The sequence below is a fragment of the Shewanella sp. QJM3NY_23 genome, from assembly GCF_056173105.1.
Genome location: NZ_CM149657.1, coordinates 2,379,307 through 2,398,914 on the forward strand (window position 1 = coordinate 2,379,307; position 19,608 = coordinate 2,398,914).

Genomic DNA, 19,608 nt, shown 5'->3' on the forward strand with positions numbered 1-19,608 from the left:
CATAGATGTGTAACTCATGTTTGCTGCTAATCTCGTCTTTTAATCGCTCAAAATGACATAGTGCCAACCATCGAGATTAAACAAGAAGCCAGTAAACCCTTTATGGGTCACTGGCTTCTGCTGTTTATTAGGCTTTAAGTAACTCACCACACGACTTTTGCAGTAACTGCCGGCAACGCCACGTGCCCAGCAGAGCCACAATAACGGCGCCAGACAGTGGCGCTAATATCCACCAATCCCAATGCATATACACAACGAGCTCAAACACTTGGGTCTTTAACAGATACAAGGTGAATTCGGCCACAACCACAGCCATCACCCCGGCTATCAGTCCTAATAAGGCAAATTCTAGTGCGGTCGCCATGCGCAATAACCAGCCCGATGCGCCAAACGTCCTTAATACGGCAAGTTCGCGTTGGCGCGTTGCCATGCCCGCTTCCGTTTGTGCCACCATCACTAAACTACTAGCGAGTAATACCAGTACCAGCACTAAGGTGAGCGATAACGACACTTGGTCGATGATCTCACGCAACTGCTTAACCATGGCGCCCACATCAATAATCGACACGGTAGGAAAGCGTTTAATCAACTCAAGCACCAGATGTTTTTGGTTGTCTTCAAGATAAAAGCTAGCCATGGAGGTATACGCAAAGGGCGCTAGCGCCTCTTGAGTGAAAATCATAAAAAAGTTGGGCTGTAAGGTTTCCCAGTGCACCGCACGTATACTGGCAATGTTCACAGTGAACCTTTGATTGTCTATTTCAAAAGTTAATGTATCACCTAAATCAACGCCCAAGCGTTCTGCGACGCCTGATTCAATTGATACCTCATCACTGGCTTGATTAAATGTGCCCGATAATAGATCGTTATTTGGGGGTAAATTGTCACGCCAGGTCAGATTGAGCTCTCTTGAAATCCCCACTCTACCCTCATTCCCCGCATCGGCTTGATCCGATGAAATCAAGTCTTCGCCATTGATCTGCACCAAACGTCCACGGATCACCGGATAAATATCGGTGGCCTTTATCGCATTTTGACTAAAGTAATCACTAAGGGGTTGCTGCTCATCGGGAGCAATATTCACTAAAAAGTAATTAGGTGACCCCTCTGGCAGTTGCTTTTGCCACTCATCGAGCAGGTCTTGGCGCAACGCAATTATCGTTAACAAGAGTACTAATGCACTACTAAATCCCACCAGTTGTACCGCATTTTGCTTCGCTCGGCGGCGCAGACCTGCTAGTGCCAATTGCATAGGATTGGTGGTTTTCATGCCTACGCTGTGCCCTGCCCTGATAAGCACAAAACCAAAGAGGCTCAGCAGTATTCCTAACAACAATACACCAGCAACAACTGTCATGGTCAGGGCAAGGCTTTGCGAATACAGGTAACCTAATAAGGCCATGGCACCGACACTTAAAAGTAGGTGTAGCCACATGCCAAACTGTACGCCTTCAAGTTGTCGCTGTAACACCCTTAACGGCGGTATGGATAACAAACGCATCAACGGATAAGCCGAAAACATAAATGCCGAAATGAGCCCTGTCGCCACCCCCAATAAGAGCGGACGAGCCAGTGGCGCATCATATTCGGCAATAGCTTGGGGTAAATAAGCGGTTAACATCGCATCAAGTGCGAGCCCACCGAGTAGCCCTAAAATAATGCCAAAACTGGTGACAAGTAAGAGATGTACGCCAAATAGCAGCCGAATTTGCTGACTCGATGCGCCGAAGGTTTTCAGCATGGCAACGACGTCAAAATGGCGCTGACAATAGCGCTGAGCCGCAATACCAATAGCGGCGCAGGCAAGTGCGATACCCAGTAAACTGGCCAAAAGCAAAAATCGCTCGGCCCGCTTAACCGCACTGGCAATGGGAGAATCGCCCGATTGCACATCGACCCAACGCTGACTGTTATTAAGCAGCGGTTTAACGGCCTCCTCGAACGCGACAAGCTTATCGGCATCGCCCGCAAACTGATGAATATAACTGACTCGACTGCCCGGTTGAATCACCCCGGTTTTTACCACATCGTCAAGACGCATCAATACCACAGGTGACGAAGCAAAAGGGTTGAAACCAGCATCAGGTAAGCGCGCGATCTCGGCGCCAAGGCGAAATTCCGCATTACCAATCTCAATCGAGCTTGGGTAATTTAACATGCCGCCTAAACGCGTCTCATACCATAAAGTATCCGCTTGCGGTAAGGTGGTCGTCACCCCATCGACTAACTCAATTTGGCCTTTTAATGGGTAATTAGAGTCTACCGCACGGACGGTTACCAGCTGAAAATTATCGTTAGCATACACCATAGAATTAAACTGCATGCTCTGAGCATGCGCTAGCCCTAAGTTGCTCGCTATGGCTAAAATCTCACTGTCGATGGGCGTTGGCGAATTGATAATACGGTCGGCGGCAATAAATTTAGACGCCTGCCCATTGATGGCAATTTGTAATCGCTCGCTTACCCTTGCAAGCCCTGTCACTGATAATACGGCCAGAGTAATGGCTAAGATGATCAGCATAAGCTGGCCCTGAAACAGCTCGCGCTTAAATAACTTCCATGCAATGCGCATCTCCATTAACTTACCTCCATCGATGCCAATTTACCTGACTCATGGGGAGCAGATTTCAGCGTGTCATCTGGCTCAGTTAATAGCCCTGCTTGCATAATAAATTGACGCTCACAGCGGTTAGCCAACTGCAGATCATGGGTAACCAAAATCAAGGTCGTATCACTATCACGGTTGAGTTCAAATAACATATCCGCGACCTTGTCGCTGTTAGCCCCGTCGAGATTCCCCGTAGGCTCATCGGCAAACAGCACCTTAGGTTCGCAGATAAACGCCCTTGCAATTGCGACACGTTGCTGTTCTCCCCCCGATAATTGGTTAGGGAAATGGGTTAAACGATGACTTAAACCAACGCGCTCGAGCATAGCTTCGGCCTTTTCACGAGCACGCTCAACCCCCGATAACTCTGCAGGCAACATCACATTTTCTAATGCATTAAGGGTATCTACTAGCATAAATGATTGAAAAATAAAGCTAACCTTTTCCTTCCTCAGTCTTGCCTTACCTTCTTCATCAAGGCCATGCAGTGCGACACCATCGAGGAATATCTCTCCAGACGTTGGTGAGTCCAATGCCGCCAGCAACCCAAGTAACGTTGATTTACCCGATCCAGAGGGGCCAAGGATCGCCACACTCTCACCTAACTTGACATCCATGTTGATGCCGTTGAGGATAGTAAGCTCTCCCTCTTGGGTAGCCACTGACTTAATGAGATTATTTACCGTGATAGCGCTATTGTCTGACATAAAATCCTTATTCATCCTTCGCTTAAATGTTGTGTTGCGGCTGCTTAGCCTCGGCTTGATGCTCAATATTGTCCCAGCCCATGCTAACCCAATCTTGATACTAGGTGATAGCCTAAGCGCAAGTTATGGCATGGAGCAAGACCAGGGCTGGGTTCATCTGTTACAACAAAAAATGCCTGATAAAACCATAGTAAATGGCTCTGTCAGCGGAGAAACCTCCGCGGGCGGCCTTCGTCGGCTACCGGGATTGCTTAAGTCGGTTCAACCCAAACTGGTGCTTATCGAACTTGGTGGTAACGACGGTCTGCGCGGTTTTTCACCTAAGCAGCTAAAAACCAATCTTGCCGAAATGATCCGCCAGAGTAAACAAGCAGGCGCTAAAGTCCTGTTAAGTGAAGTCATGGTACCACCTAACTATGGGCCACGTTATGCCAAAATATTTACTCAAGTTTATCAAGACTTAGCTAAAGAGCATCAAGTGACTTTAATGCCCTTTTTTATGACAAATATTGCCATACACCCCGACCTCATGCAGGCCGATGGTATCCATCCTAACCAAGCTGCTCAAGCGCAGATAGCCGATTTTGTTAAGCCTTGGCTGTTAGATACGCAGCCCGCGCCGCTTTAGGATCAATCATTTCACTGTGGCTTGCATTGGCATTAAAGAACCAAGCCACAGCTTTGTAGTCAATAAAATGTACTTTTGCAATTAAAGTTCACTGAACACTATGTGTAAGTGGATAGCTATAATTCATTAAAATACAGCAGCTTAATTATTGTATGGATATCCTCCAAACAACAAACTCTCTCTGCTTCCTATTTTTAACGTCAAATGCTTTAGCACAAGGCAATGATGATTAAGCTCGGTATAAGCCAGAGGCTAAAACGCGCTTTAGGTTAAGCAGGGCGTTAAGACAATAAAAAACCCGCTAAAAAGCGGGTTTAAACACTGACCTATACATTATCGATTAACTCATAGGTTGGTTTTTTTCAGCCATACGATTAAAAACAGCATTGACACAGAGCGATACCCCATGAGCAATTTTATCTGCCAACTTTTTCTTCAATCGATAACGCACTTTAATCACAGTTTTATCTTTAGCCAGATCCATAATCACATCATCGCTAGTGGATAACGCATCGATTAGTCCTAATGCAATGGCTTGCTGACCATACCAATGCTCACCCGTTGCCACCTTATCAAGATCTAACTGGGGTCGGTATTTGGCGATAAAATCTTTAAATAATACATGGGTTTCTTCTAACTCTTTTTGAAACTTTTCACGGCCTTCATCAGTGTTCTCACCAAAAAGTGTCAAGGTTCGTTTAAAGTCACCCGCAGTGTGTTGCTCATAATCGATATCGTGCTTTTTCAGTAATCGATTAAAATTAGGGATTTGAGCAACCACACCAATGGAGCCCACAATCGCAAACGGAGCCGCATAAATCTTATCAGCAACGCACGCCATCATGTATCCACCACTGGCAGCCACTTTATCCACACATATAGTAAGGGGGATATTAGCACTGCGCAATCGATCAAGCTGACTCGATGCCAAACCGTAACCGTGGACCATACCGCCACCACTTTCAACATTCACTACCACCTCATCGCCTGCTTCGGCGATGGTTAAAATAGCACTGATCTCCTCACGCAGTGATGCGACTTCACTGGCATCAAGGCTGCCTTTAAAGTCGATAACAAAAACTTTAGGTTCTACTGGCGTATCCTTGTGGCTTTTCTCCGCCTTCTCTTTTGCTTTCTCTTGCGCCTTACATTGCTTCTCGTAAGCCTTAAACTGCTTCTTTGACAACAACTCTTCTTTTAAATCGTGTTTTAACGACTGTAACTCTTCAGACAAATTAGTGAGGTTTAACTCCCCTTTATCTGCTTTCTGTTTAATCGCAGACGCCAATATCACCACCACTACCGCAATAATGGCGATAACAATGGTTACTGCCTTGGCAAGGAATAATCCATACTCGTACAAAAATTCCAAAATAAACTCCGTTTAAGGCTCTGTCGCTACACTAAAAATGTGGCGGTTATTCTATCAGTACTACTTTGAATAACAAATGCAGTAATAAAAAAACCCAGCATTTGCTGGGTTTTTATTCAATTATGTAACTGCTATTGCGCGATACCCACACACGGCTGAACTACAGACGAATATCTGATCGAGACAGTAGCCTGCTGTTTACCCGCAGTTAATGCAAAGGTGGCCACTTGTTGCTGCATTTCTGCCGTCGCAGCAGCCGCTTTACCATCTGTGACACCAGGGATCTCACTTGGGCTGACGATAGAGCTATGATGACCTTTACTAAAGCGAACCGCGCCAGAGCCTTGAATGGTGCTATCGACACATTCAAGACCTAAGTTAGCAATCAACGGCTCTGTGCCTGATACAGGGAAGTTCTCAACTGCGTTAGGCAACACCTGATCCGGTAAATTGCTTTCATCGCCCGTCACTTCAATCAAATGGACAGGTAAACCACTCGCCTTTAGCGCAGCGGCGTGGTTAATGGGATCGGCGCCATCAACAACGGTTTGCACCGCAAAGGCAAATGTCGGTATAAATTGACCATACACGGTTTTCACCAAAGCCATATACTCATCACTACCTGGCTCATAACCTGCAGTATTAGCCGCATCGACTAACGCTTGGAATGCTTCATTGGCAGTAATGTTAGCAAACAAAACGGGGCCGAACGTGGCAGAACCAATGAAAGTCCCGGCAAATCCACCCGAAGGCGCAACTAGCGAAACCGCATTAAGCTTATGGACATAACTTAAATCCATTCCATTAGGATGGGTCAAGCCAGAACTGGCATAAGTGGCAAAGTCAGTGCCCACTATCGCGCCTAAACTCAGTCCTTGAGCGCTAATTTGGGTAATGTCAAACATCTGTGGTGCCTGCGCAGCGGCAAGCCCACCCGCTAAGCCAGTAAGCGCCGCGCGCAGTCCTAAATGATCAACAGTTGCTTGTCTGAAATTATCACGTACCGATAAGGTACTGTTGATATTGATAAAGACCAGTGGATCACCTTTGACGAAAGCATCAGGATTGCCAACAAAGGCGCCAAAAGAGGGATCTGTTGCTGACACCTCATAGGTACCATCACCATTGGCATCAAATGAACGCGCACCGTGCAGCGGCATATCAATAGCAATAGTCGCGACGCCCATGGCGGCATAGCTTCCGGCATAGGCAAGTGACATCTCTTTACCGCCGCCTAAACCATGCATAGCGATCGTTGTCGGCCAACCAGCAGTGGGTGCTGTAAAAGTCTGTCCTTGATCAGCATAAAACGCAGCCAATCGTTGTGCATTTGGCATAGAGATCAACACAGGTACCGTTTCACGGCCTGTAGGCGCAGGAATGGGGTTAAACTTAGTCAAATGCTTGGCTTTATCGGCGGCAGTACCATCATCTAGCAGCCACGTTTTGCCTGCAAGCAACGCTGGATTTCCTAACGCTTGGCTCGGATCGATACCGTGTGCTACCGCTTGTGCGCCAAAGTTTTGTTGGCTCATGGTGCCAGATTGTAAAGCTAACAACACAGAGACAGGGCTGTCGCCAACGGCTTTCCAATAACCATCAATCCCATTACAGAACACCGAATTACAGCTACCGTAAGTCGGTAATGACAGCTCAGCAACATACACATCCGCCAGACTCGACACCACATAAGCCAGACCATCAGCAGGTGTTAATCCTGCGGCTTGGGCCACTGTTAACCCTAACGGGTGTTGCTTGGGGACTGAAATGGAGGGCGCATAAGGCGAGCCTTCTTGTAGCATCAATAACTTGGTCGTCTCATAAACATCACTGATCGCTTGGGTGGTAAACAAAGCTGAATAACTGATACTTGAAGAGTCAACACCATGAGCCGCTGCAATGCCTTTTTCGTAACTATTGACTAAACCTTGCAGCATTAACTGCTCAGGTGTCTCTAAGGGCTTAGTTTCAATATCGAGCTTTAATAAGCCATAAGTCGAAGACGGCGCAAGTGCACGGCCCTCTGAATCTTGAATAAGATTGGTGGTGGCATAAATATAAGATTGGTTTGCTTTAAGTGGTTTAAGCGGAATAACCGCAATGGTGCTACCCGATGTGGTGGTCACAAAATCAACACCAAATTGCAGCTCATCACCCACTTTACAGGCAGATGCAGATGCCGCAGCTTGGCACTCAGGATCGCTTGAGAGTGGTCCTCCGACCGTCGCTTCAAACAATCGCACCGCACCTGGTTGAGCAACAGAGACGGCATCTAAAATCAGTGCCGCGCCTTCATTGTTAGTCGCCAGAGCAACATTAATCGAAATTGGCGATGTGGTAGACCACCCATCTAATGCGCCTATGGCGATGGTGGCATCGGTATAATCACCATTAGCCTCACTTGGAGCATCTGGATCTGAACTTTTAGGAATAGTGATGGTACCATCAAGTGTGCCGCTAAAAAGCAAATCGTTAGGTAATGGCACAGCACCATTAGCCGGATCAAATACTATCGTGGATTGAGGTGTCAACGGTTCGGTCTTATCAGCCAGTTGATCAACACTATCTTCGCTACAACCTGTCATTCCTAACGCGGATGCTATTGCGACACCCAAAAAGAGTCTTTTCATCTTTTTTCCCCAAATCTTGTTGTAATAATTTTGTTTTCCCCAAAAATTGGTCACAATAGTCTTCCTTGCGTGACCCGTAGGACTTTTTAAGTCCCTATCTCAGCTCAAGTTAACGTAAAATTATTGAGTTAGCTACATCTTTGTCACATTTAAGAGCGGGATAAAAGGTCACAACTTAATCGTTTGTTTTAAACAAGCGTTTTTGACTGTAATAAATCATAGAAATGGCGGGTAATTCCGCTAATAGGAAAAATTAACTCATGTTGGAATATCAGGCAGCAAAAGATTTACTTAAAGATAAAACCATTTTGGTTACTGGTGCAGGTGATGGCATTGGACGCGCCGCTGCACTGGCATACGCTGAGCATGGTGCCACGGTGATCTTATTAGGCAAAACGGTCAAAAAGCTTGAAGCTGTGTATGATCAAATTGAACAAGCCGGTTACCCAAAACCTGCAATAGTGCCATTAGATTTGAAAGGTGCCACCGAGCAGAACTATATCGATATGGCCGAAACCATCGAACAGCAATTTGGCCACCTAGATGGTTTACTGCACAACGCCAGCTTATTAGGGGTTTTAGGCCCGTTTGAGCATATCTCACTCGATTCGGTAAGAGATGTACTGCAAGTCAATGTGGTCGCCGAGATCATGATGACCAAGGCGTTATTACCCGTGATGAAAAAAGCGCCATCGGCTTCTCTCATCTTTACCTCAAGTAGTGTTGGCCGTCAGGGACGCGCATTTTGGGGCGAATATGCTATTTCAAAATTCGCCACCGAAGGCATGATGCAATCCATTGCCCATGAATACCAAGGAACTTCACTGCGCGCCAATAGCATCAACCCTGGGGCGACTCGCACAGGTATGCGCGCCAACGCTTACCCAGCAGAAAACCCACAAACTTTGAAAACCCCAGAAGAGATCATGCCAACCTACTTATACTTAATGGGTGATGACTCTAGTGACATCACTGGCCAACAATTTAACGCTCAATAGCCTGATTGAAGTATAAAAAAAGGGAAGCTTTCGCTTCCCTTTTCTATGCATCAACTATAAATAAATCATCTATTTATATTTACGCATCACTAAAGTTGCATTGGTGCCACCAAAACCAAAGCTATTACTCATAATGGTATTTAGCTCTGCTTCACGATATTCAGTCACAATCGGCATCCCTTTAGCTTTTTCATCGACGTTGTCGATATTGATGCTCGGCGCAATAAAGCCGCTTTCCATCATAATAAGGCTATAGATCGCTTCATGAACACCAGCTGCACCAAGCGCATGACCCGTCAGTGACTTAGTCGAAGCTATCGGTGGAAGTTTATCACCAAAGGTTTCGGCTAATGCTTCTAGCTCACGCATATCTCCTACTGGCGTCGATGTACCATGAGTATTGATGTAATCGATAGGTGTATCGACATCGGCAAGCGCCATTTGCATACAACGCACTGCGCCTTCGCCCGATGGTGCAACCATGTCATAACCATCTGATGATGCGCCGTAACCCACCACTTCAGCATAAATTTTTGCACCGCGCGCTAGCGCATGCTCTAACTCTTCAACGACCACAATTCCGCCGCCACCAGAGATAACAAAACCATCACGGTCAGCATCATAGGTACGAGAGGCTTTTTCTGGGCAATCGTTATACTTAGTCGATAGCGCGCCCATGGCGTCAAAGCCCATGGTCAAAGTCCAATCAACCTCTTCTGCACCGCCAGCAAACACCATATCTTGTTTGCCCATCTGAATAAGTTCAACCGCATGACCGATACAATGTGCACTGGTTGCACAAGCCGAACTAATCGAATAGTTCATGCCTTTAATTTTAAACGGCGTTGCAAGGCAAGCGCTAGCCGTGCTCGACATAATACGTGGCACAATGTAAGGACCAACGCGCTTAACGCCTTTTTCACGCAGGGTATCGGCAGCCTGTACCTGGTTGGCCGATGATGCGCCGCCCGTACCTGCGATAATACCAACGCGATGATGTGAATATTGCTCTTCTGTTAGCCCGGCATCATTAATCGCTTGCTCCATAGCAATGTACGCATAAGCTGCGGCATCGCCCATGAAACGTAATGCTTTACGATCAATATGTTCTTTAGGGTCTAACTTAATGTCGCCCCAAACATGGCTACGAAGCTTCATTTCTTCAAACTGATCTGAGTGGGTGATCCCACTACGACCTGCTTTGAGTGACTCGGTGACTTCTTGCTTGTTATTACCAATACTTGAAACTATGCCAAGTCCGGTGATCACGACTCTTTTCATTATTTACTGTCCATTCCGTACGTCTAGTACCAATTTTGCTGGGCCAATAGTAGCGCTTTTAACGCAATTAAGTGGTCAGCTTTCCATAAAGGCAGGTAAAATAATGCCTAATATCATCGTCAGAGTAAAATCATTGGCTAACGAACCTGAAAATAAAACCCAAATTTGTGTAAACAAAAGTGTCATTGAGTCTATTGTGGCACATTTTTACCGTGCAACGCGCCTGCCTATGATGCTAGGTATCATAGGCCCTGGGCTTGAGTGTGTCATCAAACAGTTGCTTAGCCATATCGCCCATAATCCTCAACAAAGCCCATTGAGGTTGCACTACTTTATTGTACAGGCGAGTGATTTAAGCTCGCTATCGCAGCAATGCCAACCATTTGATGCCATTGTACAGCAACTTGATGACATCAGCATGTCAGCAGTGGCTGGTTGTCATCGGGTTATTGGCTTCGATGGTGCCTTATCGATAGATGTGCATATAGGCCAAACCATACAAGCATTAAAACAACTCACCAATGCTGAGCAAACCTTTGGCGCTTGGATGTTCAGTAACACCCAAGCCCCTAAATTAGATCACCCGTTAGCATGGCAACTCGCAAGATTATCCGATGATGACGCAAGCGTGATATTAGCGGCCTCCCCTAATGAATCACTCAGCGCCTCGGTGCAGCAACAGCTGAGTAACGTCACCCAGCTTTGCGGCTTTCGTTTATTACAGTGGCCGTTAGAACCGCTCAGTGAAATTACGCTCCTTAGCCATCCCGATCCGGTCAGTCTCGATATTGCTAAAAAAGAGCGCGCTGCATTACGTTACCAGCAGCAACAAACCTTTGCCTATAATCCGCTAAAAAGTGCCACAGACGGTAATACCGCCATTATCGGCGGCGGCGTGGCCAGTGGCTGCTTGGCCTTATCACTTGCCGAGCGCGGCCAGGCACTGACGCTATTTTGCATGGATAACGCCCCAGGCCAACAGGCCTCTGGCAATAAACAAGGAGCAATCTATCCGCTACTGACACCAGAAGATGGACCATTGAGCCAATTTTTTCTGCAAGGATACCTGTTTAGTCGCCAGCGGATTAATGCCCTCGTTAAGCAAGGATACAAGATTAATCATGATTTTTGCGGTGTCTTGCAAACAGGCCATGATGATCGCAGTGCCAAGCGCTTGCATAAAATTATCACCGCCAGAGCCTGGGCTGATACCATAGCTAAGCCTCTTACTGGCGCCCAAGCCAGTGCTATCGCAGGGATAGAGATAGGCATAGACGCTATCTATTACCCCTTGGGGGGCTGGGTTAACCCACAACAACTAACCACCGCAGCCATAGAAAAAGCCACAACACTGAGTGATGTGACGTGCCACTTTAATACCCAAGTGACCGCCATTGAGCGGCGTGATAATCAGTGGTACATCAACGCACAAGTGGGTAATAAGCAACAAGCGTTTGGGCCATTTGCCAACCTGGTTCTGGCCAATGGTCGCCACTTAACCGATTTTTCGCAAACCGCACAACTTCCGATCAGCGGCTTTAGGGGACAAGTTAGCCATATTCCATCACGTTTTGCGCTTAAAAAGCTCACTACGGTATTGTGCTCTCACGGCTACCTAACGCCTGCCCATGACGAACTGCATTGCACTGGGGCTAGCTATATTAAAGATCCCGACAACCTAGATTACAGTGCGACCGAACAGTTTGATAACTTAGATAAAATACGCACCAGTTACCAAGCTGACTGGACTAAAGATGTCGATATTAGCGGCCATAGCGCCCGCGTGGGCGTGCGCATGGTGACCCGAGATCACGCCCCTATGATGGGCTGCGCGCCAGATTATGATGCCATCATCGACGCCTACCAAACCGAGCAGTACACCAAATCGAGTGCGCAGTATTGGTTACATACCCAGGCACCGATCCACGATAGACTCTTTATATTAGGAGGGCTGGGCTCGCGCGGTCTGACCTCGGGTCCGTTAGCGGCAGAGCTGCTGGCGGCGCAAATGTGCGGTGAATTGATCCCGACCACGACACCCATTTTAGGCTTGTTGAACCCGAACCGTATGTGGATGAGAAAATTAATCAAGGGCAAAGCACTGATGTAAAATCAGGTTACTTAATGTAAGTAAAGTCAGAACGATGATTGCTGAAGCTGCGGATATTATTGAAAGATATGAGTGACGGATATTAACGGTAATTGATTACGTAAGGCTAAATAAGCTTGCTATGCAACATGGCTACAATAAAACAGATAAGGCCTAAGTTAACCGTTAAGGTGAACGGTTAAGCGTGTGCTAAAAGTTAAATCACCTGAACGCTATGTCACCCCTTTGTCCATTAACTTCTTACCCACCAACCTATTGCCCTATGCCGACTAACGTTTAACGTTGGTCATAGGGCAAAGATTGAGTTCGAGATTAGCTTATAACGTGGCGTTGGGTTTCACTTTGACGCGATTATTGGTATCGCGACTTTGACGGATCAACTCATCGCTGCCAGTGGGCTCACCTTTAGCTAACCTGTCGTATAACAGCACATTGACTGACGATGCTAAGTTCATGCACCCCACAGTGGGCATATAAACCACCGCATCGGCGCGATCAATCAGATACTGATCAATCGTGCCATCTTCGGGGCCAAACAGATAAATGGCTTTATTAGGGTGCTTAAATTCAGGCAGCGGAATAGCCCCTTCGACTAAATCAACGCAGATCACTTGCGTATCGACATCAAGCCCCTCCAGTAGACATTCGACACCCGTTAAGGGGATCGTTAGTCCCGCACCTTTGGTATCGGTATTGTATTGCTCACCACGATGCTTGGCTGCGAGTGCATAACGTTTACCCGTATAAGTGACGGCATCGGCGCGGTAACAGCCTGCGGCGCGCATAACGCCACCCACATTAGTGGGGCTTTTGGGATTAACTAACCCTATCGTCACAAACGAATCGCATGGCATGATCACTGTGCTTCCAAGCTGGCAATTTTTGCGCTTAATTCATCCCAAGCACCTTGCACTAATAAAAAGTCGGCTGGCGCGAGCTCCGTTTTAGCGGTTTCCAAACAAACCTGCATCTTGTCATCTAGTGCTTGATGGTCTTGCTCTGCTTGAACTTCTAACTGCGACAACACCACGGCAAAATGGCCTTGCAAATAACCACTGGCAAACAGTTGATCGTCATCGCCCTGCGCTACTTTTGTTGCAATCCATTGATCTAATGCTTGTTCGTACTGCTCTAACATGGTTTCTCCAATCAATTAACAGTGTATTGCCGCTTAACTTATCTTGAGACAAGATCAGGGTTGGCCACCTGATACATGACATAATCGCGGTATCCCGAGACGACTTTATAATAGCCGCACAATTCGGCGTCGAGTTCTGGGTCGCCACTATCCACAATTAAGGGGCGTCCTTCAAGTGCTTTTAGTTTAGTTTTTGTGGCTAAGATAATAATATTGTCTTTACCAACGGCGCGGATAAGCCGACTCGACAACTGTTGGTTGCCTCGGCCTAAAATATGGCCTTGTCCACCAATAAGGGTGATCACCAATTTACATTGCCTATCTTGAGTCAATTCAAGCAGCTCGTTGGCGGTTAAATCGCTACCAACCAACTGACGGTGCGCGATCACATCGACCCCAAGCAGCGTATTCGCTAAGCCCAGCTCTTGCATAACCGCAGCCACAGTGCTGCCAGAGCCCATGATAAAAAGCTCATCTTCCATCTGATCTATCACTTGGGCAGCAATATCACCAAGCACTAACTCATCAACCTCTCTACCGCCCATTTTTACGGCTTGGATATAGCGTGGCTCGGCTGGAACCAACATCTCACCAAAGCGGCGCGCCTTTACCGTCCCCTGCCGAAAAGCCACTTCGTCAATATCCATCACATCACCCGTCATTAAGCTGACCAACTCACCATCTAATAGCAACTTGATCACCATGCCAGAAGCGTGGGGAGTAATACCATAAACGCCCGAGTGTATTTTGACCCCTGCTGGTACGCCCAGCACTGGCAAGGTCTCATCAACCACGGCAAAGATATCCCGAGCGGTACCATCGCCACCCGCAAACAGCAGCAGATCGACCCCAGAGGCTTGTATGGCTCTGACCGCATCTTGGGTATCTCGCGCCTCTGTCTCTACTGCGCTGTGATATGCCACTTGATGGTTAAAGCCCAATTTAAGCGCGACCTCTTCGCCCATAGTGCCAGAGGCGGTGATCAGCTCCACTTTATCTCGATAAGGTAAAATAACCTCTAATGCTTGAGCCATACGCAAATGCGCCTTAGGCTCAGCGCCGCGAGCCATCGCCTCAGCCGCCACGCCATCACTGCCCTTTAAGGCAACACTGCCCCCAAGTCCAGCCAGGGGGTTAATGATAACCCCCAAGCGAAATGTGTTACTCATCAAACGGTTCTCCCTGTTTTATACTTTGCACTAATTTGATTGGCTTTCGCCTTAGGCGTTCGCAGTCTTCGGGTTACTCGAATTAAGATTAGGAATACATAATACCGCTAACATAGATAAGCCAGCGCACGCGGCGGCAACCGCCCAACTAAGCCACGCTTGCGAACCATCACCCCAAATAAAGCCACATAACCAGGTGCCCAATGCGCCGCCCACTCCAAAGCTAAGGCTGGCATACAGAGCTTGGCCCTTACTGCGGTGACGAATATCAAATTTTTGGTGCACAAACTGAATCGACGCCGCGTGCACTAAACCAAAGGTAAAGGCATGCAAAAGTTGGCTCACGCCAAGCCAGAACATATTGCCAACACAAAAAGCCATTAATAACCAACGCACAGCACTAAAGCCAATACTGACCACCAATAATGTCTTCACCCCGTAACGCCCCATGAGTCGCGGCGCAAACATAAACATCACTATTTCAGCCAGCACTCCCAGCGCAACATACACGCCAGCGGTGGATTCGCTATAACCAACTTGCTTGAGATACAGCACAAAAAAGCCATAAAAAGGCCCGGCGCTCATTTGCAGTAACAGTGCCGACACCAAAAACCAAAAAATTCCCTTATCGATTTTAAGCGGTTCAACCGAAGTCAGTTTGTCCACCATCACTCGAGTGTTAGGCAGTGACAATGAACAGCCCAGCAGACATAAAAACAAGCCCAACCCGACAAAAGGAAGAATTTCGGTGCCAAAATAGCTGATACCAAAGCCTACACTGACCACGAACACCAGATAACCGACACTGCCAAAACTGCGGATTTTACCGTATTTACTGGTGTTTTCGCCCAAGGTTTCTAGCGTGATCACTTCTAACTGCGCCAAAATAGCATTCCAGAAGAAGGTGTAAATACTGAGACTAATAGCAAGGTAGACAAAACCACCGTGATAGAAAAAGCTTAAAAACGCCACCGCGGAGCAGCCCGCCCCAAGCTTAACCAGTTGACCACGCATGCCGGTTTTATCGGCGACCATGGCCCATACATTGGGGGCGATAATACGGGTGGCCATTAAAATCGCCAATAAGAAGCCAATTTCTTGCGCCTCAAAGCCGCGATGTTCAAAAAACACGCCAAGATAAGGGACTAATACCCCAAGAATAGCGAAGAAGAAAAAATAACAAGCGCTGATCCAGCGCAAGGAGTGAAAAGTATCTGCTTGTTGCATGTGTAAGGCTCAATCAACTCATTAATTATCTGATGTACAACAAAAGAAGGCACATACTATGTGCCCTCTTTTACGTCACTGATTGAGATTATCTCATCCCAATAACCGGGGTTTCGCTGTGTACATCGGCATTTTGTGCACGGTGACGTAACAGGTGATCCATAAGAACAATGGCCAACATCGCTTCGGCAATGGGCACGGCGCGGATCCCGACGCAAGGGTCGTGTCGCCCTTTGGTCACCACCTCAGACTCTTCACCTTGTACCGTCATGCTCTCGCCCGGCACACTGATGCTGGATGTGGGTTTCATGGCTATATGGGCCACTATCGGCTGACCTGAAGATATCCCTCCCAAGATGCCGCCGGCATGATTAGATGCAAACCCTTGAGGTGACATTAAGTCACGATGCTCAGAGCCTTTTTGATTAACCACCTCAAATCCATCGCCAATCTCTACGCCTTTTACCGCGTTGATCCCCATTAACGCATGCGCGATATCGGCATCGAGCCTATCAAATACAGGTTCACCTAATCCCACAGGCACATTGGTTGCCACCACAGACACCTTAGCCCCAATTGAATCACCGCTCTTTTTCAAGTCGCGCATGTAATCATCAAGGGCGACTAACTTATCGGCATCAGGAAAGAAAAACGCATTTTGCTCGACCTGAGCTAAATCGACTTTGTCAGCCACAATCGGCCCTAACGCGCTGAGATATCCGTGAATGTCGATACCATGCACTTGCTTTAAATACTTTTTAGCAACGGCGCCAGCAGCAACACGCATGGCCGTTTCACGTGCCGATGAACGTCCCCCACCGCGGTAATCCCGCAGGCCATATTTTTGCTGATAGGTATAATCAGCATGTCCTGGACGAAACTGATCTTTAATGTTGGAGTAATCTTGACTGCGTTGATCGGTATTTTGAATCACTAAACCAATCGAGGTGCCTGTGGTTTTCCCTTCAAACACCCCTGAGAGAATTTGCACTTCGTCGGCTTCACGTCGTGCAGTGGTATAGCGAGATGTTCCGGGGCGGCGACGGTCAAGATCGTGTTGCATATCGGCTTCATTCAGCGTCAATCCCGGAGGGCATCCGTCAATAATACACCCCAATGCCTTACCATGGCTTTCACCAAATGTAGTCACTACAAAATTTTGACCAATACTGTTTCCCGACATCTGCTTTATTCACCTCAATGTTATTAGACGTTTTCCAGCCTAGCCTAATGGTTAATTACCCAATAGGCTGACTTATCCCTAAACCCACAAATGGCTATTATTCACTATCTTTGTAAATGGCGAACAGTGATTCATTTTCAACTAGCTGATCATGAGTCAAAACAAATACCCCATCACCGCCATTTTCAAAGTTCACCCAGGTAAACGGGACTTCGGGGAATTGCTCGATAAGGTGCACCATAGAATTACCTACTTCAACCACTAACAGGCCATCTTCGGTGAGGTAGTCTAGAGCATTGGCTAGAATGCGCTTGGTTAAATCTAGGCCATCGCGCCCCGAGGCTAACCCTAGCTCTGGCTCATGATGGTATTCATCTGGCATATCACCAATATCTTCAGCATCGACATAAGGCGGATTAGAAACAATCAGATCGTATTGCGGCCCTTTAGGGATAGCACTAAAGAGATCCGACTCGATCGGAAACACCCTGTCCATCACACCTAAGGTTTCAATGTTAATCTGTGCCACTTCCAGTGCGTCGGCGCTGATATCAAGTGCATCGACCTCGGCGTCTTCAAACTCATAAGCACAGGCGATGGCAATACAAGCACTGCCGGTACATAGGTCAAGAATACGGTTAACTGGTTTGTTATAAAGCCAAGGGCTAAAGCGGTTCGCTATCATCTCGGCAATTGGCGAGCGCGGGACTAATACCCGCTCATCGACATAAAATTCAAGCCCTGCGAAGTAGGCTTTATTGGTCAGGTAAGGAACAGGTAAACGTTCACGCACGCGACGTATGATCAGCTCAACAATTTTATGCTTTTCACTGCTGGTCAAATTAGAGTGGATGACCTGTTGGCCTATCTCTTCAGGAAGGTGAAGTGCATGAAACACTAATGCAATGGCTTCATCCCATGCGTTGTCGGTTCCGTGACCATAATAGATGTTAGCATCATTAAAACGGCTCACAGCCCAACGTAACATGTCACCTATGGTGCGTAATTCGGTTACCGCTTCATCAACAAAAATCTTATCCAAAACATACTCCAGCTAGATAGTTCGACCTCATTGTAACTGAACTCTATTCATATGGCATCGGATTCAATAAAATAGCCCCATGAATAAAGAAAAAGATGAAGGTCTGACGCTATTTTCGGCTCTGACCCAAGGCATAAAGCCGCTTAAACAAGATAAGCGTCATTTTTCGACGCCACAAAAACCCAAGCGGGAAGTGGAAGCCAGAACCACAGAACTGCATGCCGACAGCTATTTTTCAGATACTTACCAACCATACTTGCCCACCGAAGGTGCAATGCGGTGGGCACGTGACGATGTCGACAGCTTTGAAGTCAAACGGCTACGCCGCGGTGATTATCAACCCGAACTGTTATTAGACCTTCATGGCATGCGCCAATCTGAGGCCAAATTAGAACTCGCTGCCCTGCTGCAAGCCTGCATAAAACAACATTGCGCATGCTGCTGCGTCATGCACGGCCATGGCACAGGCGTATTAAAACAAAATATTCCCATGTGGCTTGCCCAGCATCCGCATGTAAAGGCATTCCATAAGGCCCCTAAAGAGTGGGGCGGCGATGCCGCGCTGCTGGTGTTAGTCGATGTTGGCGAGCGTCATGAATGGGGCTAGCCCACAAAAAAAGACGCTTTAAGCGTCTTTTTAAATGCAGAAATCTCTTTAATGCCGATAACGCTTAATGCAGGTAACTCTTAGTACAGATAACTTCTAGTACTGGATAGGATCGATAAATCATCATAGAGGCTTTATCGCATTTATCCGCATTAGCCATTCATACCATGATTAACTCACTGTGTGAGGTGTGTTTTGCCACGAGAGTGATGCCCTTTCGCCATGCTTGTCTATCAAGGTGATCCCTGAAGTTGCAAATAATGGCGGCTCAATACCTGACACTAATTCACTGACCATATAGCCAAGTAATGGCATGTGAGCAATCACTAGCACATTATCTGCCTTATATAATTCACCATAAGCTAAAACAGTCTCGACCGCGCGCTGCGGATCGGCTGATGGGGTTAAATCATCCAGTACTTGCCAATGTCGAGGCTCAGGAAAGTGCTTACTGACTTCTTGCCAGGTTTGCTGAGCGCGCAAATAAGGGCTAACCAAGACTAAATCAACATCTGTAACACGCCGTGCTAACCAATTACTCATTAATTCGGTTTGGTGACGCCCTACGTCAGTCAATACCCGTTCCCGATCGGAATGTGCATTGTACCCAGCGTCCCCATGTCGCATTAAAAAAAGCTGCATACTACTTCTCGCTACAATATATTTTTATTCTTCTTGGCAATTGTAGCGTTAAAGTCAACCGTAACACACCTAAAGTCTGTTAATAATTAGTCGAATAGGCAATAAGGTATTTGCCAAAGTCGTTTTTCGAGACCACTATGTAGGCTTATTGTTTTATTTACCCTTTAACGAGCAACCTCTTTTTTTAGCGTGTTGCCATTAAGGTTGGAGCCGCTCAATTGCCAACGTCGACCCGCATCACTCAAAGTCCCAATGATCATCGCCAG

At 47.0% G+C, this 19,608-nt stretch carries 16 protein-coding genes; 4 read left to right on the top strand and 12 right to left on the bottom strand.

The window, feature by feature from the left end; all coding sequences use genetic code 11:
- Positions 1–127: 127 nt before the first annotated feature.
- Complete coding sequence (locus AC0VXX_RS10740) at positions 128–2,578, bottom strand: ABC transporter permease (protein WP_475514226.1); 2,451 nt, start codon at positions 2,576–2,578, stop codon at positions 128–130.
- Positions 2,578–3,315 (bottom strand): ABC transporter ATP-binding protein, encoded by a 738-nt coding sequence (locus AC0VXX_RS10745; RefSeq protein ID WP_475514227.1) that lies wholly within the window; start codon positions 3,313–3,315, stop codon positions 2,578–2,580. The genes AC0VXX_RS10740 and AC0VXX_RS10745 overlap by 1 nt, the downstream gene beginning before the upstream one ends.
- Before the next feature lie 58 nt (positions 3,316–3,373).
- On the opposite strand from AC0VXX_RS10745, the gene AC0VXX_RS10750 reads away from it, so the two are divergent.
- Positions 3,374–3,943, top strand: coding sequence for an arylesterase (locus AC0VXX_RS10750; RefSeq protein WP_475514228.1), 570 nt, complete (start codon positions 3,374–3,376; stop codon positions 3,941–3,943).
- Positions 3,944–4,283: 340 nt separating this feature from the next.
- Here AC0VXX_RS10750 and sohB read toward each other — a convergent pair whose 3' ends face one another.
- Both sohB and AC0VXX_RS10760 read right to left on the bottom strand, forming a co-directional pair.
- Complete coding sequence (gene sohB / locus AC0VXX_RS10755; RefSeq protein WP_475514229.1) at positions 4,284–5,315, bottom strand: protease SohB; 1,032 nt, start codon at positions 5,313–5,315, stop codon at positions 4,284–4,286.
- A gap of 131 nt (positions 5,316–5,446) precedes the next feature.
- Positions 5,447–7,945 (bottom strand): VolA/Pla-1 family phospholipase, encoded by a 2,499-nt coding sequence (locus AC0VXX_RS10760; RefSeq protein WP_475514230.1) that lies wholly within the window; start codon positions 7,943–7,945, stop codon positions 5,447–5,449.
- 260 nt (positions 7,946–8,205) lie between these two features.
- Here AC0VXX_RS10760 and AC0VXX_RS10765 point away from each other — a divergent pair, with 260 nt between their 5' ends.
- Positions 8,206–8,943 (top strand): YciK family oxidoreductase, encoded by a 738-nt coding sequence (locus AC0VXX_RS10765; protein ID WP_110456099.1) that lies wholly within the window; start codon positions 8,206–8,208, stop codon positions 8,941–8,943.
- A gap of 69 nt (positions 8,944–9,012) precedes the next feature.
- Here the strand turns inward: AC0VXX_RS10765 and fabB are convergent, their stop codons facing one another.
- Positions 9,013–10,224 (bottom strand): beta-ketoacyl-ACP synthase I, encoded by a 1,212-nt coding sequence (gene fabB / locus AC0VXX_RS10770; protein ID WP_475514231.1) that lies wholly within the window; start codon positions 10,222–10,224, stop codon positions 9,013–9,015.
- 103 nt (positions 10,225–10,327) lie between these two features.
- Here fabB and mnmC1 point away from each other — a divergent pair, with 103 nt between their 5' ends.
- Complete coding sequence (mnmC1, locus tag AC0VXX_RS10775) at positions 10,328–12,334, top strand: FAD-dependent 5-carboxymethylaminomethyl-2-thiouridine(34) oxidoreductase MnmC1 (protein ID WP_475514232.1); 2,007 nt, start codon at positions 10,328–10,330, stop codon at positions 12,332–12,334.
- A gap of 317 nt (positions 12,335–12,651) precedes the next feature.
- Here mnmC1 and AC0VXX_RS10780 read toward each other — a convergent pair whose 3' ends face one another.
- From AC0VXX_RS10780 to prmB, 6 genes are all read right to left on the bottom strand, one after another.
- Entirely contained in the window at positions 12,652–13,188 is a 537-nt protein-coding gene (locus AC0VXX_RS10780; protein ID WP_475516997.1) for an RNA methyltransferase, read from the bottom strand.
- Between the two features lie 2 nt (positions 13,189–13,190).
- Positions 13,191–13,472, bottom strand: a complete 282-nt coding sequence (locus tag AC0VXX_RS10785) for a YfcL family protein (RefSeq protein ID WP_475514233.1) — start codon at positions 13,470–13,472, stop codon at positions 13,191–13,193.
- Between the two features lie 38 nt (positions 13,473–13,510).
- Entirely contained in the window at positions 13,511–14,641 is a 1,131-nt protein-coding gene (locus AC0VXX_RS10790) for an ATP-NAD kinase family protein (protein ID WP_475514234.1), read from the bottom strand.
- Positions 14,642–14,692: 51 nt separating this feature from the next.
- Positions 14,693–15,868, bottom strand: a complete 1,176-nt coding sequence (locus AC0VXX_RS10795) for an MFS transporter (protein ID WP_475514235.1) — start codon at positions 15,866–15,868, stop codon at positions 14,693–14,695.
- Between the two features lie 88 nt (positions 15,869–15,956).
- Positions 15,957–17,051, bottom strand: a complete 1,095-nt coding sequence (gene aroC / locus AC0VXX_RS10800) for a chorismate synthase (RefSeq protein ID WP_475514236.1) — start codon at positions 17,049–17,051, stop codon at positions 15,957–15,959.
- Between the two features lie 97 nt (positions 17,052–17,148).
- On the bottom strand, positions 17,149–18,093 hold the full coding sequence (gene prmB / locus AC0VXX_RS10805) for a 50S ribosomal protein L3 N(5)-glutamine methyltransferase (RefSeq protein WP_110456107.1): 945 nt from the start codon (positions 18,091–18,093) through the stop codon (positions 17,149–17,151).
- Positions 18,094–18,172: 79 nt separating this feature from the next.
- Here prmB and smrB point away from each other — a divergent pair, with 79 nt between their 5' ends.
- On the top strand, positions 18,173–18,700 hold the full coding sequence (gene smrB / locus AC0VXX_RS10810) for an endonuclease SmrB (protein ID WP_475514237.1): 528 nt from the start codon (positions 18,173–18,175) through the stop codon (positions 18,698–18,700).
- A 171-nt stretch (positions 18,701–18,871) separates the two neighbouring features.
- On the opposite strand, the gene sixA is transcribed toward smrB, so the two are convergent.
- Complete coding sequence (sixA, locus tag AC0VXX_RS10815) at positions 18,872–19,342, bottom strand: phosphohistidine phosphatase SixA (protein WP_475514238.1); 471 nt, start codon at positions 19,340–19,342, stop codon at positions 18,872–18,874.
- Positions 19,343–19,608 lie beyond the last annotated feature (266 nt).

Coding starts and splice junctions, on each gene's coding strand:
- AC0VXX_RS10740 (WP_475514226.1), bottom strand. CDS start 2,578: ATGGAGATGCGCATTGCATGGAAGTTATTTAAGCGCGAGCTGTTTCAG.
- AC0VXX_RS10745 (WP_475514227.1), bottom strand. CDS start 3,315: ATGTCAGACAATAGCGCTATCACGGTAAATAATCTCATTAAGTCAGTG.
- AC0VXX_RS10750 (WP_475514228.1), top strand. CDS start 3,374: ATGCTCAATATTGTCCCAGCCCATGCTAACCCAATCTTGATACTAGGT.
- AC0VXX_RS10760 (WP_475514230.1), bottom strand. CDS start 7,945: ATGAAAAGACTCTTTTTGGGTGTCGCAATAGCATCCGCGTTAGGAATG.
- AC0VXX_RS10765 (WP_110456099.1), top strand. CDS start 8,206: ATGTTGGAATATCAGGCAGCAAAAGATTTACTTAAAGATAAAACCATT.
- fabB (WP_475514231.1), bottom strand. CDS start 10,224: ATGAAAAGAGTCGTGATCACCGGACTTGGCATAGTTTCAAGTATTGGT.
- mnmC1 (WP_475514232.1), top strand. CDS start 10,328: ATGCCTAATATCATCGTCAGAGTAAAATCATTGGCTAACGAACCTGAA.
- AC0VXX_RS10780 (WP_475516997.1), bottom strand. CDS start 13,188: ATGCCATGCGATTCGTTTGTGACGATAGGGTTAGTTAATCCCAAAAGC.
- AC0VXX_RS10785 (WP_475514233.1), bottom strand. CDS start 13,472: ATGTTAGAGCAGTACGAACAAGCATTAGATCAATGGATTGCAACAAAA.
- AC0VXX_RS10790 (WP_475514234.1), bottom strand. CDS start 14,641: ATGAGTAACACATTTCGCTTGGGGGTTATCATTAACCCCCTGGCTGGA.
- AC0VXX_RS10795 (WP_475514235.1), bottom strand. CDS start 15,868: ATGCAACAAGCAGATACTTTTCACTCCTTGCGCTGGATCAGCGCTTGT.
- aroC (WP_475514236.1), bottom strand. CDS start 17,051: ATGTCGGGAAACAGTATTGGTCAAAATTTTGTAGTGACTACATTTGGT.
- smrB (WP_475514237.1), top strand. CDS start 18,173: ATGAATAAAGAAAAAGATGAAGGTCTGACGCTATTTTCGGCTCTGACC.
- sixA (WP_475514238.1), bottom strand. CDS start 19,342: ATGCAGCTTTTTTTAATGCGACATGGGGACGCTGGGTACAATGCACAT.